Here is a 16,491-nt window from a genome sequence, read left to right on the forward strand (position 1 = left end):
AAATGAACTAAAAAACTTTTGAAGCCAGATATCAAAATGTATATATCGGGCTTAATTAATTTAAGCAGAACAATATACGAATTCGGTTTTTAATTCTAAAATTTTTGTAAAATTACTACTTATAAAAATCATAATTACAAACAGTTATTTATCGTGAATGCAGTAATCCGGAATAACGTTCCGGGCTACAGTTGCTTTCAAGACTAAATTAATACAAATTTTATCTTATTTTTACCACAAGAATACAGTGAAAAATAAGGTAAAAGATTGTCAATAACAAAAGATATCATTCTAATTAAGCAGAATAAAAAACTGAAATATACTATAACCTATAGCTAATGTATTATGAATAATAAAAATTTGATACTAATTTTTACATTATTATTTTTCTTGTCCTGCAAAATTCAGGCGCAAGGATTTGATAAGACCCCGAAAGATAGTTTAATACTGTACAATAAAATGCTTTCAGAAAAACAGATGCATGAGGATCTTAAAATACTTCTTGCCATAAACGAAAAAGCAAATTCCGGTTTATATCAATACCGCTCTAAAAAACAAATAGACAGTATTTACAACACTACCATTAAAAGTATTAAAAAGCCAATGAGTGTTACTGAGTTTTATAAAATAATGCTCAAATTGGCAGATTATGAAGGAAGTGCACATAATTATACCATTCCTGATCTCGATTTAATGAATTTTTTGAATCGCCAAAAATCTTTTTTTCCTTATCCTCTTATGTATATTAACGGTCAAATTATTTTCGATGGTCAATCATCAGATATACCACCCGGTTCAAGGATCAGAAGAATAAATGGAGTAAATGACGCACAATTGATGCAATCTTTTTATAAATATTATACAGCAGATGGTTATAACACTACACAAAAATTATCTGCCAGCGTAAATAAATCGTTTGGGATAAACTATCTGCTGGAATATGGTCTTAATAATGAATTCATTATAGAATACAATTCACCAAAATCTGAATCTCTTGAAAAAAAGGTGCTTCCTGCAGTAACGCTGAAGCAAAGAGAAACAAACCTTAAAAATAGATTTAGTGCTCCTGTTACTGATTTGATAGATTATAAAAAGCAAGCTCCGTACAGCTTTCGCATGCTCAATCCGGCTACAGGTTTATTAAATATAAGATGGTTTGGTATGGCATCCGGATCAGACGATCCTAAATTTGAAACCTATGTTAAGTTTTTGGATAGCGTTTTTACAGGACTGGACAAAAACAAGGTTTCTAATCTAATCATTGATGTTAGAAATAATCCCGGCGGCAGCGACCCTACATTTGAACAGCCTGTAATGTACCTAACCGATAAATCATTTAAAGAAAACGAAAAAGCTACTATAATCTTTGACCCTAACTTGTTGCCTTTCGAGAACTATTTCTGGGGCGTTTCGACCTCACAACGAATGGATAGTATTTCTAAAAAAATGGGAAAAGAATATCTAAAAGATGTCTATCCGGTTTTTAAAAACAATATAAGCGTGCAAAACCCAAAATACAATCCGGTTTATCATCCTAAATCACCCGCGTTTAAAGGCAATGTTTATCTTTTGATTAACGAAAATGTGGCATCAGCTGCTTCACATTTTGCTTCTCTGGTAAAAGCGTATGTTAAAAATGTTACTATAGTTGGCGTAGAAACCGTTGGGGGCTACTATCGTCACAACGGACACTCACCTCTGGTTTATGAACTTCCTAATTCGAAGATAAAAACACAATTTTCGATTGTAAATCTGGTACAGGATGCACCAAAAAAGGATAATCAGCCAGAAGGACATGGTATTATGCCGGACTATGAAGTATGGCCATCTCTGGATGATTTTTTACAATATAAGGATACACAAATGGAGTTTATCCTTAAAATTATAAAAATGAAATAATTTCTTTTTTAATACTTCGTAAATACATGAGATGAAATGATTGCATGGCTTGAAAGATTAATCAATTCATATTAGGAAATTACTAATGAAAACAATTATCTAATTCAATATCAATCTATTAAAAGAAACTTATTTTGTTCATTTTTTCATCATTATGAATCGCTTCATAGGGAATATTAACTTTGTCAAAATATATAATTTTTATAAAATCCTTTTCTTTAATCTTTCTATAATCCTCTTGTTCCACATAAATTCTTTTCTTTTCGTTATTAAAAGTATTTATTAAAAATATCTTAAAATATTCTGAGTTAGAAGAAGTATCGTATGTATAGGTGAGGACATCCTTATTTTGAACTTTAAATTCAGCCTCTATACAGTCAATATTACAGGTATTGATTTTTATATTCAATGAAACAATGCTATATATTGAGTTTATAATAAGATAACCTATAATTAGTGAAATAAGTATTAATACAATTTTTACTAGCAAATAATCTATCCAATTTATGGACAAGCAGTAAAGAAAAATAAAAAGGAGAAGTGAAAAAACTGCAATAATAAAAAGTGAACTTTTTACTTTTTTATTAAATATTTTACTGATAAATTCTATTTCCTCTTTTGTTATTTTTCTTTTATACATTTCTAAATTTTAAAAGTTTCATCACAATTATTTTCTTAAATAGGTAAATTCCATTTTTTTACAGAAAAAAAGCGTGTATATTTCAATTCTTGATTATTACAAACAGCTTGCTGTACATTCACTACATTTACCATTATCATTGCAAAATTCATAAGAATAATATGTTGACGAGTAATTAAAAAGAGCATTGAAATTAGAAATGTATATTAACATTGCCATTATTTTGATTGCAATGGTAACTTAATAGGCAGGGTATAGAGACACCTTACCTTTTTGCCCTTCTGTTCTCCAGGAACCCATTTTTCAGATTTACGTAAAACCCGAACAGACTCTTGTCCTGTACTGTATCCAATATCTCTGAGAATCTTAATATCTGATAGTGAGCCGTCTTTTTCGACGATGAAAGAAAGATAAACTGTTCCTTGCAGTCCTTCCACCTCTGGCGTTATAAAATTATCATGAAAAAATTTATACAAAGCATCAATACCATTTGGGTACGAGGGTTTTATTTCTATTGCTCCTGATTGGTATACTTTATTCTCTAAATCTTCATCAGCAGTAGGCTCGGTTTCATTATCCATTTCGGGATCCGCTTTTATCATTGGAGTATATATCGCTTCCGTTCCATCTTCTCTATATTCTTTAGATTCCCCATTTTTCTTATATCGATAAATTTTTCCGTTTGGATAATATTCTGTTTCTATTATATAACTTTTACTGATATGGTTTGGCTTGTGAGTTTTTTTGCTCTTGGTAATTGTTCCGTCTGGATTCCAAATTTGATTTTCATCAAATTCCACCTTTTTTATTGCAAGTTTCCCGTTTTCATAACCTAAAGTTTGAATTTCTTTTGTTTCCCAATTATAGTCGATTTGTTGTGTCAACACTCCCAAACTATCATATTCTTTGCGATAATAGAAACAGGTTTCATCTGCTTTTAATGCTCCATCTTCATAATAAAAATATTTTTTCAAATCATCTTTATGGCGCCCATAAGTTTCTTCATAAATTTTCCCTTTTTCATCAAAGCGATAATTAGCATAAACTAGCAGAGATTTGGGTTCCCATTTTTTTAGCGTATTATTGTAAGTTTCAATATCCTTATTTTTTATATGTAAGCTATCCGTCGTTTTTCCTGCGGAATCAAAATAAACGTCACTTTGCCATATCCCTTCCTTCAAGATCGTTTTGATAAATAAAATATTGGCATGATATTCTAAGAAAAGTCCATCAACATTCCCTTTTGAGCTAATGTAAAATTGGGTTGGATATTTTTCTTTTTCCATTATCGTTTCGTAAAAACCCATGGGTAGTTTTGACCCATCTTTGTTCGTAATAGAAATGGATTTTTTTGCAAAGAATCCATTCCTTTTATAAATAAGTTTTGAAGAATTTATCTTTTTATACTCTTGGGCATTACCAATTTGACTTATTATTGATAATAGAATGATGATGATTAATTTCATTTGATTTTTAACTTGTATAATTTTTTAATTAGTTAGCTTGCCGCTTTTAAGGATAAATTGGGGTATATCTATATTTTGTTCTCCTGCGGTTCTTCCCGGTGTAAATGAAAAGTTAACCAATAAATCATTTATATATAATTCGTACGTACATAAATTAGCATCGAATGCTAATTGATAAGTAGGATTGTAATCATACCTTTTTACTTCTTTGTAAATATTTTTTACTTTGTCTCTGTATTCACTACTCATATTTTCTTGTTTTTTTGTGGTTTGGGCACAACTGTTTTGTAACGACAACACACTAAAAAACAAGAAAAATTTATAAGTTAATTTCATATTTATCTAATAATTTCGAGTTTTGCTCCTGGGCTAGGGCGATAAAAAAACAATCCATAAAATCTTAATTTTTCACCTGTGGTTCCATAAACAACAGGAAAATTTCTTAGTTTACCTTCATTCTTCAATAAACAGACAATTTTCCCATTACCTAATATTTTCATAGAGTAATTATCTATTGGTTTCATTTCAATTATAGCATTGCATTTTTCTTCTAATTCTTTCCAACCATTGTTGTAATTACCTCTCCTTTCTGAATCAAAAAAAAAGGCTTGCGCTATTTCTTTTTCTCTATTATATATCATTGTTGCTATTGAAGTAACATCTCTATTACTAAATGAATCTCTAAATTCATTGTATTTTTCTAACACTTCTTTTTCTAGTTTTATAGGCTCTTCTTTACTTAAATCTACTCCTTTGCTCCAGCCTTCTAATTCGTAAGGAACTTTTGCTGTAAACTTCTCCTCTTTTTCTATGGATTGAATATCATCCTCTATTTTAAGTGATGTTGTACGATAATCTTCGATAAAATCTTTAAATTGTGTTTTGTAGTATTCTCCATGTACAATTCGCAAACTAAATTCAGCATCATAATCTACAAATTCCTCTAAGATTCCATTTTTTATAGCCTTTGGATAAACAATATAACGTACAGATTGAATTCCACTCTTAAGAATATATTGAGGAATATCAATATTTTGTTCACCAGCTGTTCTTCCTGTTGTAAAAGAAAAATCAACCAACATATCATTAATGTAAATTTCGTAAGTACAAAGATTAGTATTTACTTTAAGTTGATAAGTTGGGTTATAATCGTATTTTTTTACTTCTTTGGATATACTGTTATATTGTTCTTTGGTTATCATGGTTTTCTTTTCTTTGCTATTTTGTGCGCAACTGTTTTGCAACAACAACACACTAAAAAATAAGAAAAATTTATAAATCGATTTCATATTTATCTAATAATTTCGAGTTTTGCTCCAAGACTAGGGCGATAAAAATATTGAGGATAAAAAGCATATGAGTCCCCAATGTCTGTGCGTATTATACCCTCATTAAAGAATACACCTTTATCAACTAATATTGTGACCAATTTCCCGTTAGCCATTAGTTTCATTTTGCCTTCTAAAAGTTCTGTTTTTTTTGACTCATTTAATGATTCTTGTAGTTCAACCAATAACTCTTCTGAGTTTTTTTTGGTATTGAAATAATAAGATTGGTCTACTTCCTGCATTCTCTTATATTGTTCTCTTACTAGTCCTTCAATATCTTTATTTTGATACAAACTCGCAATTTCTTTCATCCTGCCTAACACTTCTTCTTCTAGTTTTTTAGGGTCTTCTTTGCTTAAATCCATTCCCTTGCTCCACCCTTCAAGCTCGTAAGGCACCATGGCTTCAAACTCACCTTTTAATTCTATATAAGGTACATCGACAGTTACTTTAGGGAGTTTCATACGAAAAACTTCTTTAAAATCGGCAAATTTCATTTTGTAATATTCTTCCATGAACAATTCTTATACTAAAATCAGCATTTTTGTCAACCAAGCTTTCTAAAATCCCCTTTTTTATTGCTTTGGGATATATTTTAAAGCGAACAATTTGCTTCCCGCTTTTAAGTATATATTGAGCAATATCTATATTTTGTTCTCCTGCTGTTCTTCCCGGTGTAAATGAAAAATCTACCAAAATGTCATTTATATATGCTTCATAACTGCATAAATTTGTGTTTACTTTCAGCTGGTAAACCGGATTGTAATCGTATGTTTTTACTTCTTTATAAATGTTTTTTATTTTGTCTCTGTATTCGGTATTCCTGTTTTCTTGCTTTTTTGTGGCTTGTGCACAACTAGTTAGGGTAAGTAGACCCAAAAACACTAAGAGTAAAGATTTAATTTTTGCTAACATTATTTTATCGTATTACTTCTAATCGTGCACCTGGTGCAGGGCGGTAAAAATATTGAGGATAAAAGTCATAAGCTTTATATACTTTTGTACGGATTACAGATTTATTACGGAAAACACCATTTTCTATTAGAACAGTTACAATTTTACCCTCACCCATTATTTTCATTCTTCCTTCTAATAGTTCTGTTTTTGTAGATTCATCTAAAGCTTCGTGTATTTCCTCTTCCCACTTAGAATCTTCTTTTTTGCTGTAATACATTGATTTATAATATTCTGTCAAGTATTTAAAATGTTCTTTGGCAAGTCCTTCTATGTTTTTGGTTTCATAAAGACTCATAATTTCTCTTAGCCTACCTAACACTTCTTCTTCTAGTTTTTTAGGGTCTTCTTTACTTAAATCTACTCCATTGCTCCAACCTGCTAGTTCGTAAGGCACTAAGGCTTCGAACTCCCCTTTTAGCTCAATATAAGGTACATCGACAGTTACTTTAGGTAGTTTCATACGGAAAACTTCTTTAAAATCTTCAAATTTCATTTTGTAATATTCTCCATGGACTATTCTTAAGGTTAATTGAGCATCTTTTGAAACGAAATTTTCGAAATTTTTGTTCTTGTCTAATAATGGATAAATTTTTATGCGAATACTTTGTTTACCACTTTTTAGAATATATTGCGGTATATCTATATTTTGTTCTCCTGTAGATTTTCCACCTGATCCTAGATAAAAAACTAAAACATCATTGACATACAATTCCATTGGGCAATTGAATTTATCATATTTAAATTGATAAGTAGGATTATAATTATAAGTTTTTACTTCTTTATAGATATTTTTTATTTTATCTCTGTATTCGGCACTCATGTTTTCTTGTTTTTTTGTAGTTTGGGCACAACTTGTTAGGGTAAGTAACCCCCAAAAAACTAAGACTAAAAATTTATTTTGCGCTAACATTATTTTATCTTATAACTTCTAATCTTGCACCAGGTGCAGGACGGTAGAAATATTGATCAAAATAATCAGAATATCCTCCTTCAATTCTATTTCTTATAATAGATTCATTCAATAAAGAGCCTTTATCCACTAAAATTGTAACAATTTTACCCTCTCCCATTATTTTCATTTTACCTTCTAATAGTTCTGTTTTTAAAGATTCATCTAAAGATTCTTGCATTAATTTTTCCCATTCCGCAGAATTTTCTTTGGTATTGTGATACATTGATTGGTCTACTTCTTTCACTCTTTTGTAATGTTCTTTGGCAAGACCTTCTATATCTTTATTTTCATACAACCTAGCAATTTCTTTCATCCTGCCTAACACTTCTTCTTCTAGTTTTTTAGGGTCATCTTTGCTTAAATCCATTCCCTTGCTCCACCCTTCAAGCTCATAAGGCACTATGGCTTCAAACTCTCCTTTTAGTTCTACATAAGGTACATCGACAGTTACTTTAGGGAGTTTCATACGGAAAACTTCTTTAAAATCTTCAAATTTCATTTTGTAATATTCTCCATGTACAATTCTTATACTAAAATCAGCATTTTTGTCAACCAAGTTTTCTAAAACCCCCTTTTTTACAGCTTTGGGATATATTTTAAAGCGAACGGTTTGCTTCCCACTTTTAAGGATAAATTGGGGTATATCTATATTTTGTTCTCCTGCGGTTCTTCCCGGTGTAAAGGAAAAGTTAACCAATACATCATTTATATATAATTCGTACGTACATAAATTAGCATCGAATGCTAATTGATAAGTAGGATTGTAATCATACTTTTTTACTTCTTTGTAAATATTTTTTACTTTGTCTCTGTATTCACTACTCATATTTTCTTGTTTTTTTGTGGTTTGGGCACAACTAGTTAAGGTAAGTAAAAGGCTAGTAAGTCCTAATAATATTATTTTTTTGCTCATTGTATTTAGGATTTAAAATATAGTTTATCTGATTTAAAGGTATTTGCCAATAGTGTAACTTCTCCTTCTATTTTACCACCTGCTTCTACAATAGGGGTTTCTTCAACGCTACCATCATCTTTAATTCTTTTTTTTATAACTTTAACTAACGCCACAGCTTCAAAAGAAAGTTTAATTCCATCAAAAATTAAAGCGTTTTGCATCCAGATTCCAGTATCATCTAGCCCGAGAGTGGATTCTATCCCTAGACCTACTGCGCCTGCTCCACCTACACCAACTTCTTCTATTGAGGTATATTTTCCAATTATCTGTTTTCCTTCTATTTTTATTACGATCTCTAACTTAGCTTCAACATGCGATGCTCCTTTGGCGGTTATTTGTTTGTCTTTAGAGAGTGTGTTACCCTTAAAGTTGATGTCGGTACTAATTTGCCCTGTTACTGTAAAATCTACTCTAATACCGTCCGGGTTATCTCCCAAGGCAGATAGTAGTCCTTTTACAGCAGCTAATATGGCATAGCTTATAGGGTGTCGCTTACAGAGCATGTCGAGTAAGTGCCACTTTATTTCTATCCCTATAAATGGTTTTGCTACAAAGGCAACATTATAACCTATACCTACATTGCCTGCTAATACTGGGTGTTTTGCTCCATCGACATTCTCATATTGCCAGTTGGCACCCAGAGTTACTTTTGGGTAGAGAATTTCTATTTCCTGATCTTTTCGTTTTAAGGATTCTTTTAGTTTTTCTAACTTATTTTTATTCTGTTCTATAAAATTTTCAATATTTGCTTCTTCTGCTGCTTTATTTTTAGGATTGTCGAGTTTCCCGTCGATCATGTCTACGGCATATCTCAGTTGTTCGAAAATGTCTTTATATAGCTTATGGTTGAAAGCATTCTTAAAAAAATCTTCTGTAAGTTTTAGCTCTGTATCTTCATTGATCTGTGCCTTTACTGATACATCTATCTTTTTCAGGGTTTCTACCAGTGTAGATAGAGTTCCTTTTACGGGTTTGGCTTCTTCTTTGGGTTTGTCATTACTTTCTGGTAAGTTGAGCTTCTTTTTTTGTTTTTCTATCTCTTGGTCTGCTATATAATTGTTATGATTGTCTCGTAACTGTCTATTGCCATGTTTTTGTCTGTTTTTTGCAGCGCCCTCCGGATCCTCAGCGTCCGAGATATACTTTACACTATTACCCATGGTTAGGGTTCGAACTGTTTTTTCCTGATCCCATGAAGGGAATAGTTTGCTTACCTGATCTTTATTTACATTAAATCCTACTACAACACTCCATTTGATGTCCGGATAGATCGTAATATTAATATTTTGTTGAAAAGCACAACTTTCTGTTTTAGCCTTTATTCTCTTTAATTGATTCTCGATACCTGGTAACCAAAAGTATCTCGCTGCTTCAAAAAAAGTGGTTACTGTATTCAGGGAGATACCATAGTTATAAAATGCATCAAACTCTATTTGTGTTTGTCTTACAGTGATTACACCTTTTTCGTTATCTGATAGTTCTTTTGCGGTTGTTTTAAGACCTCCATAATAATCAACATGTGCATTTCCTTTTATATCCCATCCTCCCTTTTTTTCCTCATCATTGTGCTTTGCTTTAGAACTGGCATCAGCTTTTAATTCATATCCTTTAGGAATTTCTAGTATCGTGATTTCTTTATTAGTATGTTTTTCAGGTTTTCGCTCACATTCTATAGTTTGAAAATCAAAATCCAGAAAGCGAGTTTTTTTCTTTCCTGCAATAACATCTACCTTGATTGTTGTTAGTATTCGCTGTTCGATATTAGTAGAATCAAAAATTGAGGTGCCATCCAGCTTTACACTGTCATACCTGCAATGCTCAAAACGCGCCACATTAGTCTCAACATTCCCTACAATCAATGGCATATTGGTGGCAGGAATTGGTTCCTGATCTAGTGTTATGCTTTTTTTCTCATCACTGACGTGTATACAACTCCTGCTAAACTCCTTAAAAAAAGTTCCAGTTTTTATAGATTTTACGACAGCATATATTTGTAAATTGGCTCCTGCCGTTTTTATCCACGCATTATCAAGGACTACTTCTATTTCTATTTTTTGGGCATAATCTACCTGAGCATTATCTACTGTTAGGATACCTGAGACGCCTTTTTTATTAATATCGTTAGGTTTTAGTTTATAAACCTTTACTTCGCGAGTAAAAAAATCTTCCCCAGCAATTTTTAGTTTATCATTAGGAGTAAATATATCACTATCTGCCAAATGCACCTCGACTTCCTGACCATAAAGTCCGGCAGTATAAATATGCAATATAACCTTAGACCCAAAAGCTACTGTTGTACCCTTATTAATTGTGTTGTATCTCAAATCAGTCCATTCTGCACGAACAATTTGGGCAACACCTTCTGCCTGCACAAACATACCAAAAGGAGATATTCCTTTGGGCTTTTCATTTTCATGCCAGGCTTCGAGCCACGCAATACCTCCTCCTTCTAATAATTTAGGAAATGAGATACGATCATGAATGCCTTTTTTAAAAGCATCATAATGTGTTATTTTATTGGGATCTAATCCACTATAGACTAATTGCCAAGTCCAGTTTAAGTCGTCGAATTTTTTTAAACGTTCATTATATAGCTTTAGTTTTTCATTGTATTTTTTTAAATCAATATCATATTGTTTTTTATCAACAGTATAATTCCATTTTCCTGTTTCGCTCAGTAAATTATAGTTCTCCTTAGATAAATCAGTTAAGAGTTTTGGAGGTATGGGCTTTTGTTTTTTTAATTCCTCTAATTCTTTTATTGTTATATTAAAAGATTCTGCTTTTTTTAATACTAAACTATTTTGTTTAGGGTCGTATTTTTGTCTTTCTTCGACCTTTTTTGGTATGATATGTACTTGCTTTTCCATCTAATTTGGTTATAAATTATTAGGTATTTTTAAAATATCATTTTCTGAATCCTCTAGATCGAAGCCCGGAAATAACTCGGTTGTAACTTCAGGACTGGTATTTTTTACATTTTGTTTACTTAGTTCAGCAACCTGTCCGTGATTTTTTATGGTTATGCAATCAGGCCCTCCTATTGGGCAGGTAGCTTTACTGTCTTCAAGCAGTATTTTTCCTTGGTTTGAAAGGGTAACTTCCTGGTAAAAACCACTCCATTCTGTAATTACGGCCTGGCAAGGCTTGTAACTAGAACCCATGGGCTGCTTTTTGCATTTGCCAAAGGTGTTTGCTTCCAGGGTTTGCCCAATTTCTTTGGTGGTTGCAATTAGTTTTTTAGACCCATCTTTGTCATTGCCATAATGTTTAGAGTGCGTTTTTACCTGCAAAACATCAGTTTTAGGAGTTTCGCTAAACTTACATTGGCAAGTAGCTCCATGTACAACTACGTGTTTTTCTGCCATTTTTTTATTTTTTTAAATTCAAACAAAAATTTATAGTTGATATATTTCTACCTGAATTTTGTTGTTTTTTTTGTCGCTTATTTTGGTATTATAAGTTCCTATTATAGAAAATATGCTGTTATCAGAACTATTGAGTTTATATTGTACATCTCCCTCAGATTGTATGAATTGAATATTAGGACGATCTTTTTCTAATACAGTTTTGTTTTGCAAAACTTCATCAAAACTTCTATGGTCTGTTATTTTTCCTGCATGATTGATGATCACTTTACCGCTTCTCGTATAGAGGTCTTGCAGGGTTTGTGTTATTTCATATTCTACTAATCTCTTCGATAAAAAGGGTACTTTGGTTGTGCATTGAATTTCTTTTTTTTCAGGATAATAATTATATATAGGCTTAAAAAACAGATTAAAAAACCAATTATTTGATAATATTCCTAACAATTCTTTTTCGTTATTAAAGTACAAGTCTGCTTTTTTTATAATAGCATCTGACTGCTCTTTTTTATAATATTGTGTTAATTCTTCTTTATTAGCAAGCCAGCGTTCTTTGATTTCTTTATGGTTCGCAATTGCTTTTATTTCTCCGGCATCGCTAATTCTCAGCTCGATAGGAAACATATTTTGGGCAATTTTATCTAAAAGTTGTTCTACTGCAACATCAGGCATTTTATGGTTTACATATACTTGTTTGCGATTTATTTCTATAATTTTAAAATTAAAGTCATTTTCTTTGTAAACCGCCTCTACTTCATAATGAATCTTATTTTTTAGATGATCTCCCTCATAATTTTTAAGACTGTAGCCATATTTTTTTGGGGTATAAAAGCTAGTAGAAAATATATTCCGTCCTGTTTCTCTTTTAACCTCTTTTTCAGGCGATTGTTCTTCTAATACATCAGAATAAACATAAATTTCCGTCAAGTGTTTAGGAAACTTGCTTCTTATTTTATCCCAGAATCCAGCTTTAGCATTATGTACCTCTTTTAAGTATTCTGTTCGAATATTTAATTTTCTGGCAACACTCTCCAGTGTATCTCCTTCTCGTATTGGATATTTTGTAAGATAGATTATGCTCATTTTATTGTTATAGTAGTTATGTCTTTTTTGATTTTTTTCAATCTTTCAGTATGGTATATTTAAATATTTGGGGACTACAATATCTTTAATGTAGAATTAAAAAAACATTCTATAAAAAGAGAATAATAAAATTATAGTTCCTAAGATGTACATCTCAATTCTGTTAATTTTCCATTACTCCAAATATTGTAACTACCACAAAAATCACAATCTTGTCAAATTATTTGCGGTAGTTTTTTGTCTCAAAATATACAACCCTGCATTTTTTATGATAGGCTCATAAATACCTGTGCTATCGTTTGCATAGCCACCAACATTAACTGCATAGTGCATAAAAGCCACTTTTGATTTTGTTCTCAAATGCTTGGGTAATTCGTATAAATATAAATCGTTTTTACATTCTAAATTTTTAAAATACTTTATTGCTTTCTCTTTAAAAAACAAACTTTCGTTGTTATAAATAACTTGATAATAGGCTGTGTTAATAAAAGATGGAGAAACCCAATCTGGAAAATTAAAATAACCACCCGTGTAATAATATTCATCTTTTTTTCGAGAAATCAATTGAATTGAATTTGAACTTTGGTAATCAAATTTTTGTTCTTGTAATAGTTGTGTAGAATACATTTTTAGATAATTATCATCTATTTTTTCGCCAATCTGTTTGGTAGAATAAATTCTTTTTTTCTGGTTTTTTAAAACAATTAACCTTTTATCAGCAAATTTTGCTGGCAAATTTAAAAAATCAATTTGCCCAATAGTGTCAGTTTCAAACTCGCTATTTTGAGAATGTGTAAACCTATGATCTCCTTTTTGTGAGAATAATAAAATCCAATTATTTTTTATTTTAAAGTACATTGGAAGGTTGTCAGCTTGATAATCAAAATTCCTATCAGTATCATAAACTACCACTTCAGCTTCGTTGTAATATTTTTCAAAAAGTAGTTTAAAGTCAGCGTCCTTAATTTCATTTTGAGAATTTAGTATTTGCAAAAATTTAGTATAAGCCAACTTTTTACCCGAAAAATCATACACTCCATTTTCTGCAAATACATACGGAATAAAATTTGCGAAATCAAAAACTGAGGTATATTTTTCTTTTGCTAAATCATCAGAAATAACAATGTTCCCTAAATAATCGTATTTAGTCAATCCCTTATTATTAGAAACGTAAAAATCATTATTAATACTATCATATAATATAGGAAAAGTGCCTTCCACTGGTACAATTTCATAATTTTTAGATTGTGGTTTTTCTATAAGGCTTTTAGAATTTTTTAAATCTTTTGACTTAAATAAGTCATTTGTTGTTATGTTATAGGTTGTACATCTGTCTAAAAATAATAATTGTAGAATAGCAATAATAATAAAGGAGTAAATAATTTTTTTCATATTTTTTTGTTCAATTTACACTTTCAAAGAAAGATATGTTGCAACCTAAGATAATCATGAATTTAATCTTTTTAACATTTTATCAATTCTCATACTTCCAGATATTCTCAAAATATATTTTCATGATAGGAATTTCTTTGTTGACAATTATTTTACTTATATAATTTCTCTATATCCCTTTTTCACTATTACTTTAACCTGTTTTTATTTCCTGATATTTGAATTCAAAAACAGTCTGAGCTTTATTGATGTTAATTAACCTTGTTACTTACAGGGGTTATTTTTACAACTTTTTGAGTTTGTTGACTGAATTCTGTAAATGGATATATTTTACTTCCTTGCTCAAAATATAAATCTGAGATTGATTCTTTATCAATTTTTATTACAATTTGTGTAGCGATTTTTTTATCCAGCTTTTCTTGAAATTGTTCTAAAATTGCATTTTTCTCAAAATTTAATGGCAGTTCTTCTTTGTCTTCTTTAAGGTATTTTTCCCAATATTCTTTGTTTTTTATAAAAGCAATTCTACTTATAAATTCTTGTTGGTTTTTATCTTTCCATATTATTTTAAAATAGTACGGTAATGATTGATTTACATTTAAACTTGAAATATGTTTTACGGTTTCATTTTCGCCATTACATCTTTTTAGGGTAATACTTGACATTTTACTCCCTTCCGGTAATATTAGTTTTGGCTCCCAGTTATACTTCTTTCTATATAAATCATAAGTGGTGGGTAATGGATATCCATATTTTTTAATATTTTCCTGAATTTCAGGTGTAACAAAATTTGGATCAGCTAACTTTTTATCTATGAAATCTTTTTCAAACATAAATTTTGAACTGTCATAAACGTCTTTTGATTCTAAAACAATTTGAGTTGCCTGATATCTTCCAACCTCTATTTGCATACCATAATCTCCTAATAACCATACTACAACCATACCCTTTGGCGCAAGACCAATTTGAATTTTATTACACTTGATCTTTTTATTATTGTAATTAAAACCTTCTTCCAGATACTGTTGTATTTTGTTTTTTGGCAGAATCCATTTTCCTTTGTAAAACTTTCTTTCGACTAAAGAGAGCCACGTTATTTCAAAATCATCCGGAGCAAGAAATGCCTGCTTTGGCGCAGCTTCTAAACCAATTCCCCAACTTGCATTTACACTAGATGGACCAAAAAAAGATTTCCCCATAAAACCTCTTTGTACAACAACAGGATATTCTTTTGGCGCAGAAATATTTACTGACCATTCATACTTTTCTCCCATACAGGAACTTAGTGTTATTGCGAAAAGCACTAAAATGATTGTGTTTTTTATCATTTTTTTATTTTTATTCTTTTTATTAAAATCTCATTAATATGGTAACGGCTTTGTAAATGTTTCCTGCGAAACAATAGCTTCTGTCATATCGATTTCTGAAGTTGCTGTTTTTAGTTTTATCTTAATTCCTTTTGTTTCTCTTGGTTTTGTATTTCGATCAATTTCAATGATAAATTGTATTACTTCGTTAGGTTTGGTTTTTTCAAAAATTGCCATTGCCTTTTTTTCATCAAAAAACACATCACTTTCCATACGCCTGTCATTTATATCGTGCCAAACTACATTTAACTTTCTTGGTACAGCACGTTGCTTTATAGGCATAAGATTCTTGTTTAAACTCAAGAAAATAGATTCAAATTCGCCATTGATATAATTAAGTTTTATCGTTTCTACTTTGTCCTCCGCTTTGACCAAAGGATTTAAATGATATTTCTTGAAAAGTTTTTCCCAGTACCCAAATGGTATTGTTCCGTTCTTAATTTGATCTTTTATTTCTTGAGGTAAATCTTTAGTCATAACCTCAACTACTTTATCAATTCCTTTTCTGTCTTTCATTATTTCATGTGCGATACCCCAGTCAACTTTTTTGTCTTCATGTGCCTGATAACGACCTACAATAGTCATATTTGAAGGACTAAAAACGTATAAGACAACCATACCTCCCGGAAATAATCCTGCATTGATCGTAAAATCAAAATCTTTTACAATTCCTACTTTTTTAGTTTCCGGATCCCAATAGGGTCTTTCACTACCATTGATCATTAAGGATTCTATTTTCTCTGAATCAAGTTTAAAAATACCGGAATAACTTTTATTCTCAGTAAAAGACATCCAGGTAATGTCTAATGTTTTAGGGGATACTCCTGTAGCTTCACCAGATGATGAACCATCATTATCGCCTAAGTCGTCACTGTTTATAACTCGATCAAAGGGCATATATACATAGCCGCTTTCAGGAGTATCACCAACAATTAGATGTCCTGAAAAAATTTCAGCTGGATAGTTTTTGGGTGTACATACGGATGCATCCCAAAAATATTTTTTTTGTTTCATATTATTTTGGCAAGAGATTAGTGTAAAATTGCACAAAGTAACAAGTGCAATAAATTGAATTGTTTTTTTCATG

General features: G+C 30.8%; 15 protein-coding genes. 1 reads left to right on the top strand and 14 read right to left on the bottom strand.

Translation table 11 applies throughout. The features are described 5' to 3' along the window. The first annotated feature begins 345 nt into the window (after nucleotides 1-345). Nucleotides 346-1,899, top strand: a complete 1,554-nt coding sequence (locus tag RC62_RS09145; protein WP_082421254.1) for a S41 family peptidase — start codon at nucleotides 346-348, stop codon at nucleotides 1,897-1,899. Nucleotides 1,900-2,017: 118 nt separating this feature from the next. Here the strand turns inward: RC62_RS09145 and RC62_RS09150 are convergent, their stop codons facing one another. The 14 genes from RC62_RS09150 to RC62_RS09215 all read right to left on the bottom strand — a co-directional run bounded on the left by RC62_RS09150 (nucleotide 2,018) and on the right by RC62_RS09215 (nucleotide 16,418). Next, nucleotides 2,018-2,539: a hypothetical protein gene (locus RC62_RS09150; protein ID WP_055094747.1), complete on the bottom strand. Its 522-nt coding sequence runs from the start codon at nucleotides 2,537-2,539 to the stop codon at nucleotides 2,018-2,020. A gap of 218 nt (nucleotides 2,540-2,757) precedes the next feature. Continuing rightward, a complete protein-coding gene (locus RC62_RS23100) occupies nucleotides 2,758-4,005 on the bottom strand; it encodes an energy transducer TonB (protein ID WP_055094749.1) in 1,248 nt (415 codons plus the stop codon). Nucleotides 4,006-4,029: 24 nt separating this feature from the next. After that, on the bottom strand, nucleotides 4,030-4,254 hold the full coding sequence (locus RC62_RS09160) for a hypothetical protein (RefSeq protein WP_157472445.1): 225 nt from the start codon (nucleotides 4,252-4,254) through the stop codon (nucleotides 4,030-4,032). A gap of 89 nt (nucleotides 4,255-4,343) precedes the next feature. Continuing rightward, entirely contained in the window at nucleotides 4,344-5,294 is a 951-nt protein-coding gene (locus RC62_RS09165) for a hypothetical protein (protein ID WP_055094753.1), read from the bottom strand. A gap of 2 nt (nucleotides 5,295-5,296) precedes the next feature. Then, nucleotides 5,297-5,848: a hypothetical protein gene (locus tag RC62_RS09170; protein ID WP_055094755.1), complete on the bottom strand. Its 552-nt coding sequence runs from the start codon at nucleotides 5,846-5,848 to the stop codon at nucleotides 5,297-5,299. Further along, nucleotides 5,811-6,248 (bottom strand): hypothetical protein, encoded by a 438-nt coding sequence (locus RC62_RS09175; protein WP_055094757.1) that lies wholly within the window; start codon nucleotides 6,246-6,248, stop codon nucleotides 5,811-5,813. Before RC62_RS09175 ends, RC62_RS09170 begins: the two co-directional genes overlap by 38 nt. Before the next feature lie 4 nt (nucleotides 6,249-6,252). Beyond that, nucleotides 6,253-7,200 (bottom strand): hypothetical protein, encoded by a 948-nt coding sequence (locus RC62_RS09180; protein ID WP_055094758.1) that lies wholly within the window; start codon nucleotides 7,198-7,200, stop codon nucleotides 6,253-6,255. Nucleotides 7,201-7,204: 4 nt separating this feature from the next. Then, nucleotides 7,205-8,155, bottom strand: coding sequence for a hypothetical protein (locus RC62_RS09185; RefSeq protein ID WP_055094760.1), 951 nt, complete (start codon nucleotides 8,153-8,155; stop codon nucleotides 7,205-7,207). A 5-nt stretch (nucleotides 8,156-8,160) separates the two neighbouring features. After that, nucleotides 8,161-11,067 carry a hypothetical protein gene (locus tag RC62_RS09190; protein WP_055094762.1) on the bottom strand — a complete coding sequence of 969 codons (2,907 nt, stop codon included), beginning with the start codon at nucleotides 11,065-11,067 and terminating at the stop codon, nucleotides 8,161-8,163. Nucleotides 11,068-11,076: 9 nt separating this feature from the next. Next, nucleotides 11,077-11,565, bottom strand: coding sequence for a DUF4280 domain-containing protein (locus tag RC62_RS09195; RefSeq protein ID WP_055094764.1), 489 nt, complete (start codon nucleotides 11,563-11,565; stop codon nucleotides 11,077-11,079). 30 nt (nucleotides 11,566-11,595) lie between these two features. Then, nucleotides 11,596-12,645, bottom strand: coding sequence for a hypothetical protein (locus RC62_RS09200; protein ID WP_055094766.1), 1,050 nt, complete (start codon nucleotides 12,643-12,645; stop codon nucleotides 11,596-11,598). Between the two features lie 204 nt (nucleotides 12,646-12,849). Continuing rightward, entirely contained in the window at nucleotides 12,850-14,037 is a 1,188-nt protein-coding gene (locus RC62_RS09205; RefSeq protein WP_055094768.1) for a hypothetical protein, read from the bottom strand. 251 nt (nucleotides 14,038-14,288) lie between these two features. After that, on the bottom strand, nucleotides 14,289-15,365 hold the full coding sequence (locus RC62_RS09210; RefSeq protein WP_082421255.1) for a DUF2931 family protein: 1,077 nt from the start codon (nucleotides 15,363-15,365) through the stop codon (nucleotides 14,289-14,291). Nucleotides 15,366-15,398: 33 nt separating this feature from the next. After that, a complete protein-coding gene (locus RC62_RS09215; protein WP_055094772.1) occupies nucleotides 15,399-16,418 on the bottom strand; it encodes a DUF2931 family protein in 1,020 nt (339 codons plus the stop codon). Between the last annotated feature and the right edge of the window lie 73 nt (nucleotides 16,419-16,491).

Origin of the sequence: Flavobacterium aquidurense, from assembly GCF_001404985.1 — a bacterium.
In the GTDB taxonomy this organism is placed as follows: Bacteria; Bacteroidota; Bacteroidia; order Flavobacteriales; family Flavobacteriaceae; genus Flavobacterium; species Flavobacterium aquidurense_B.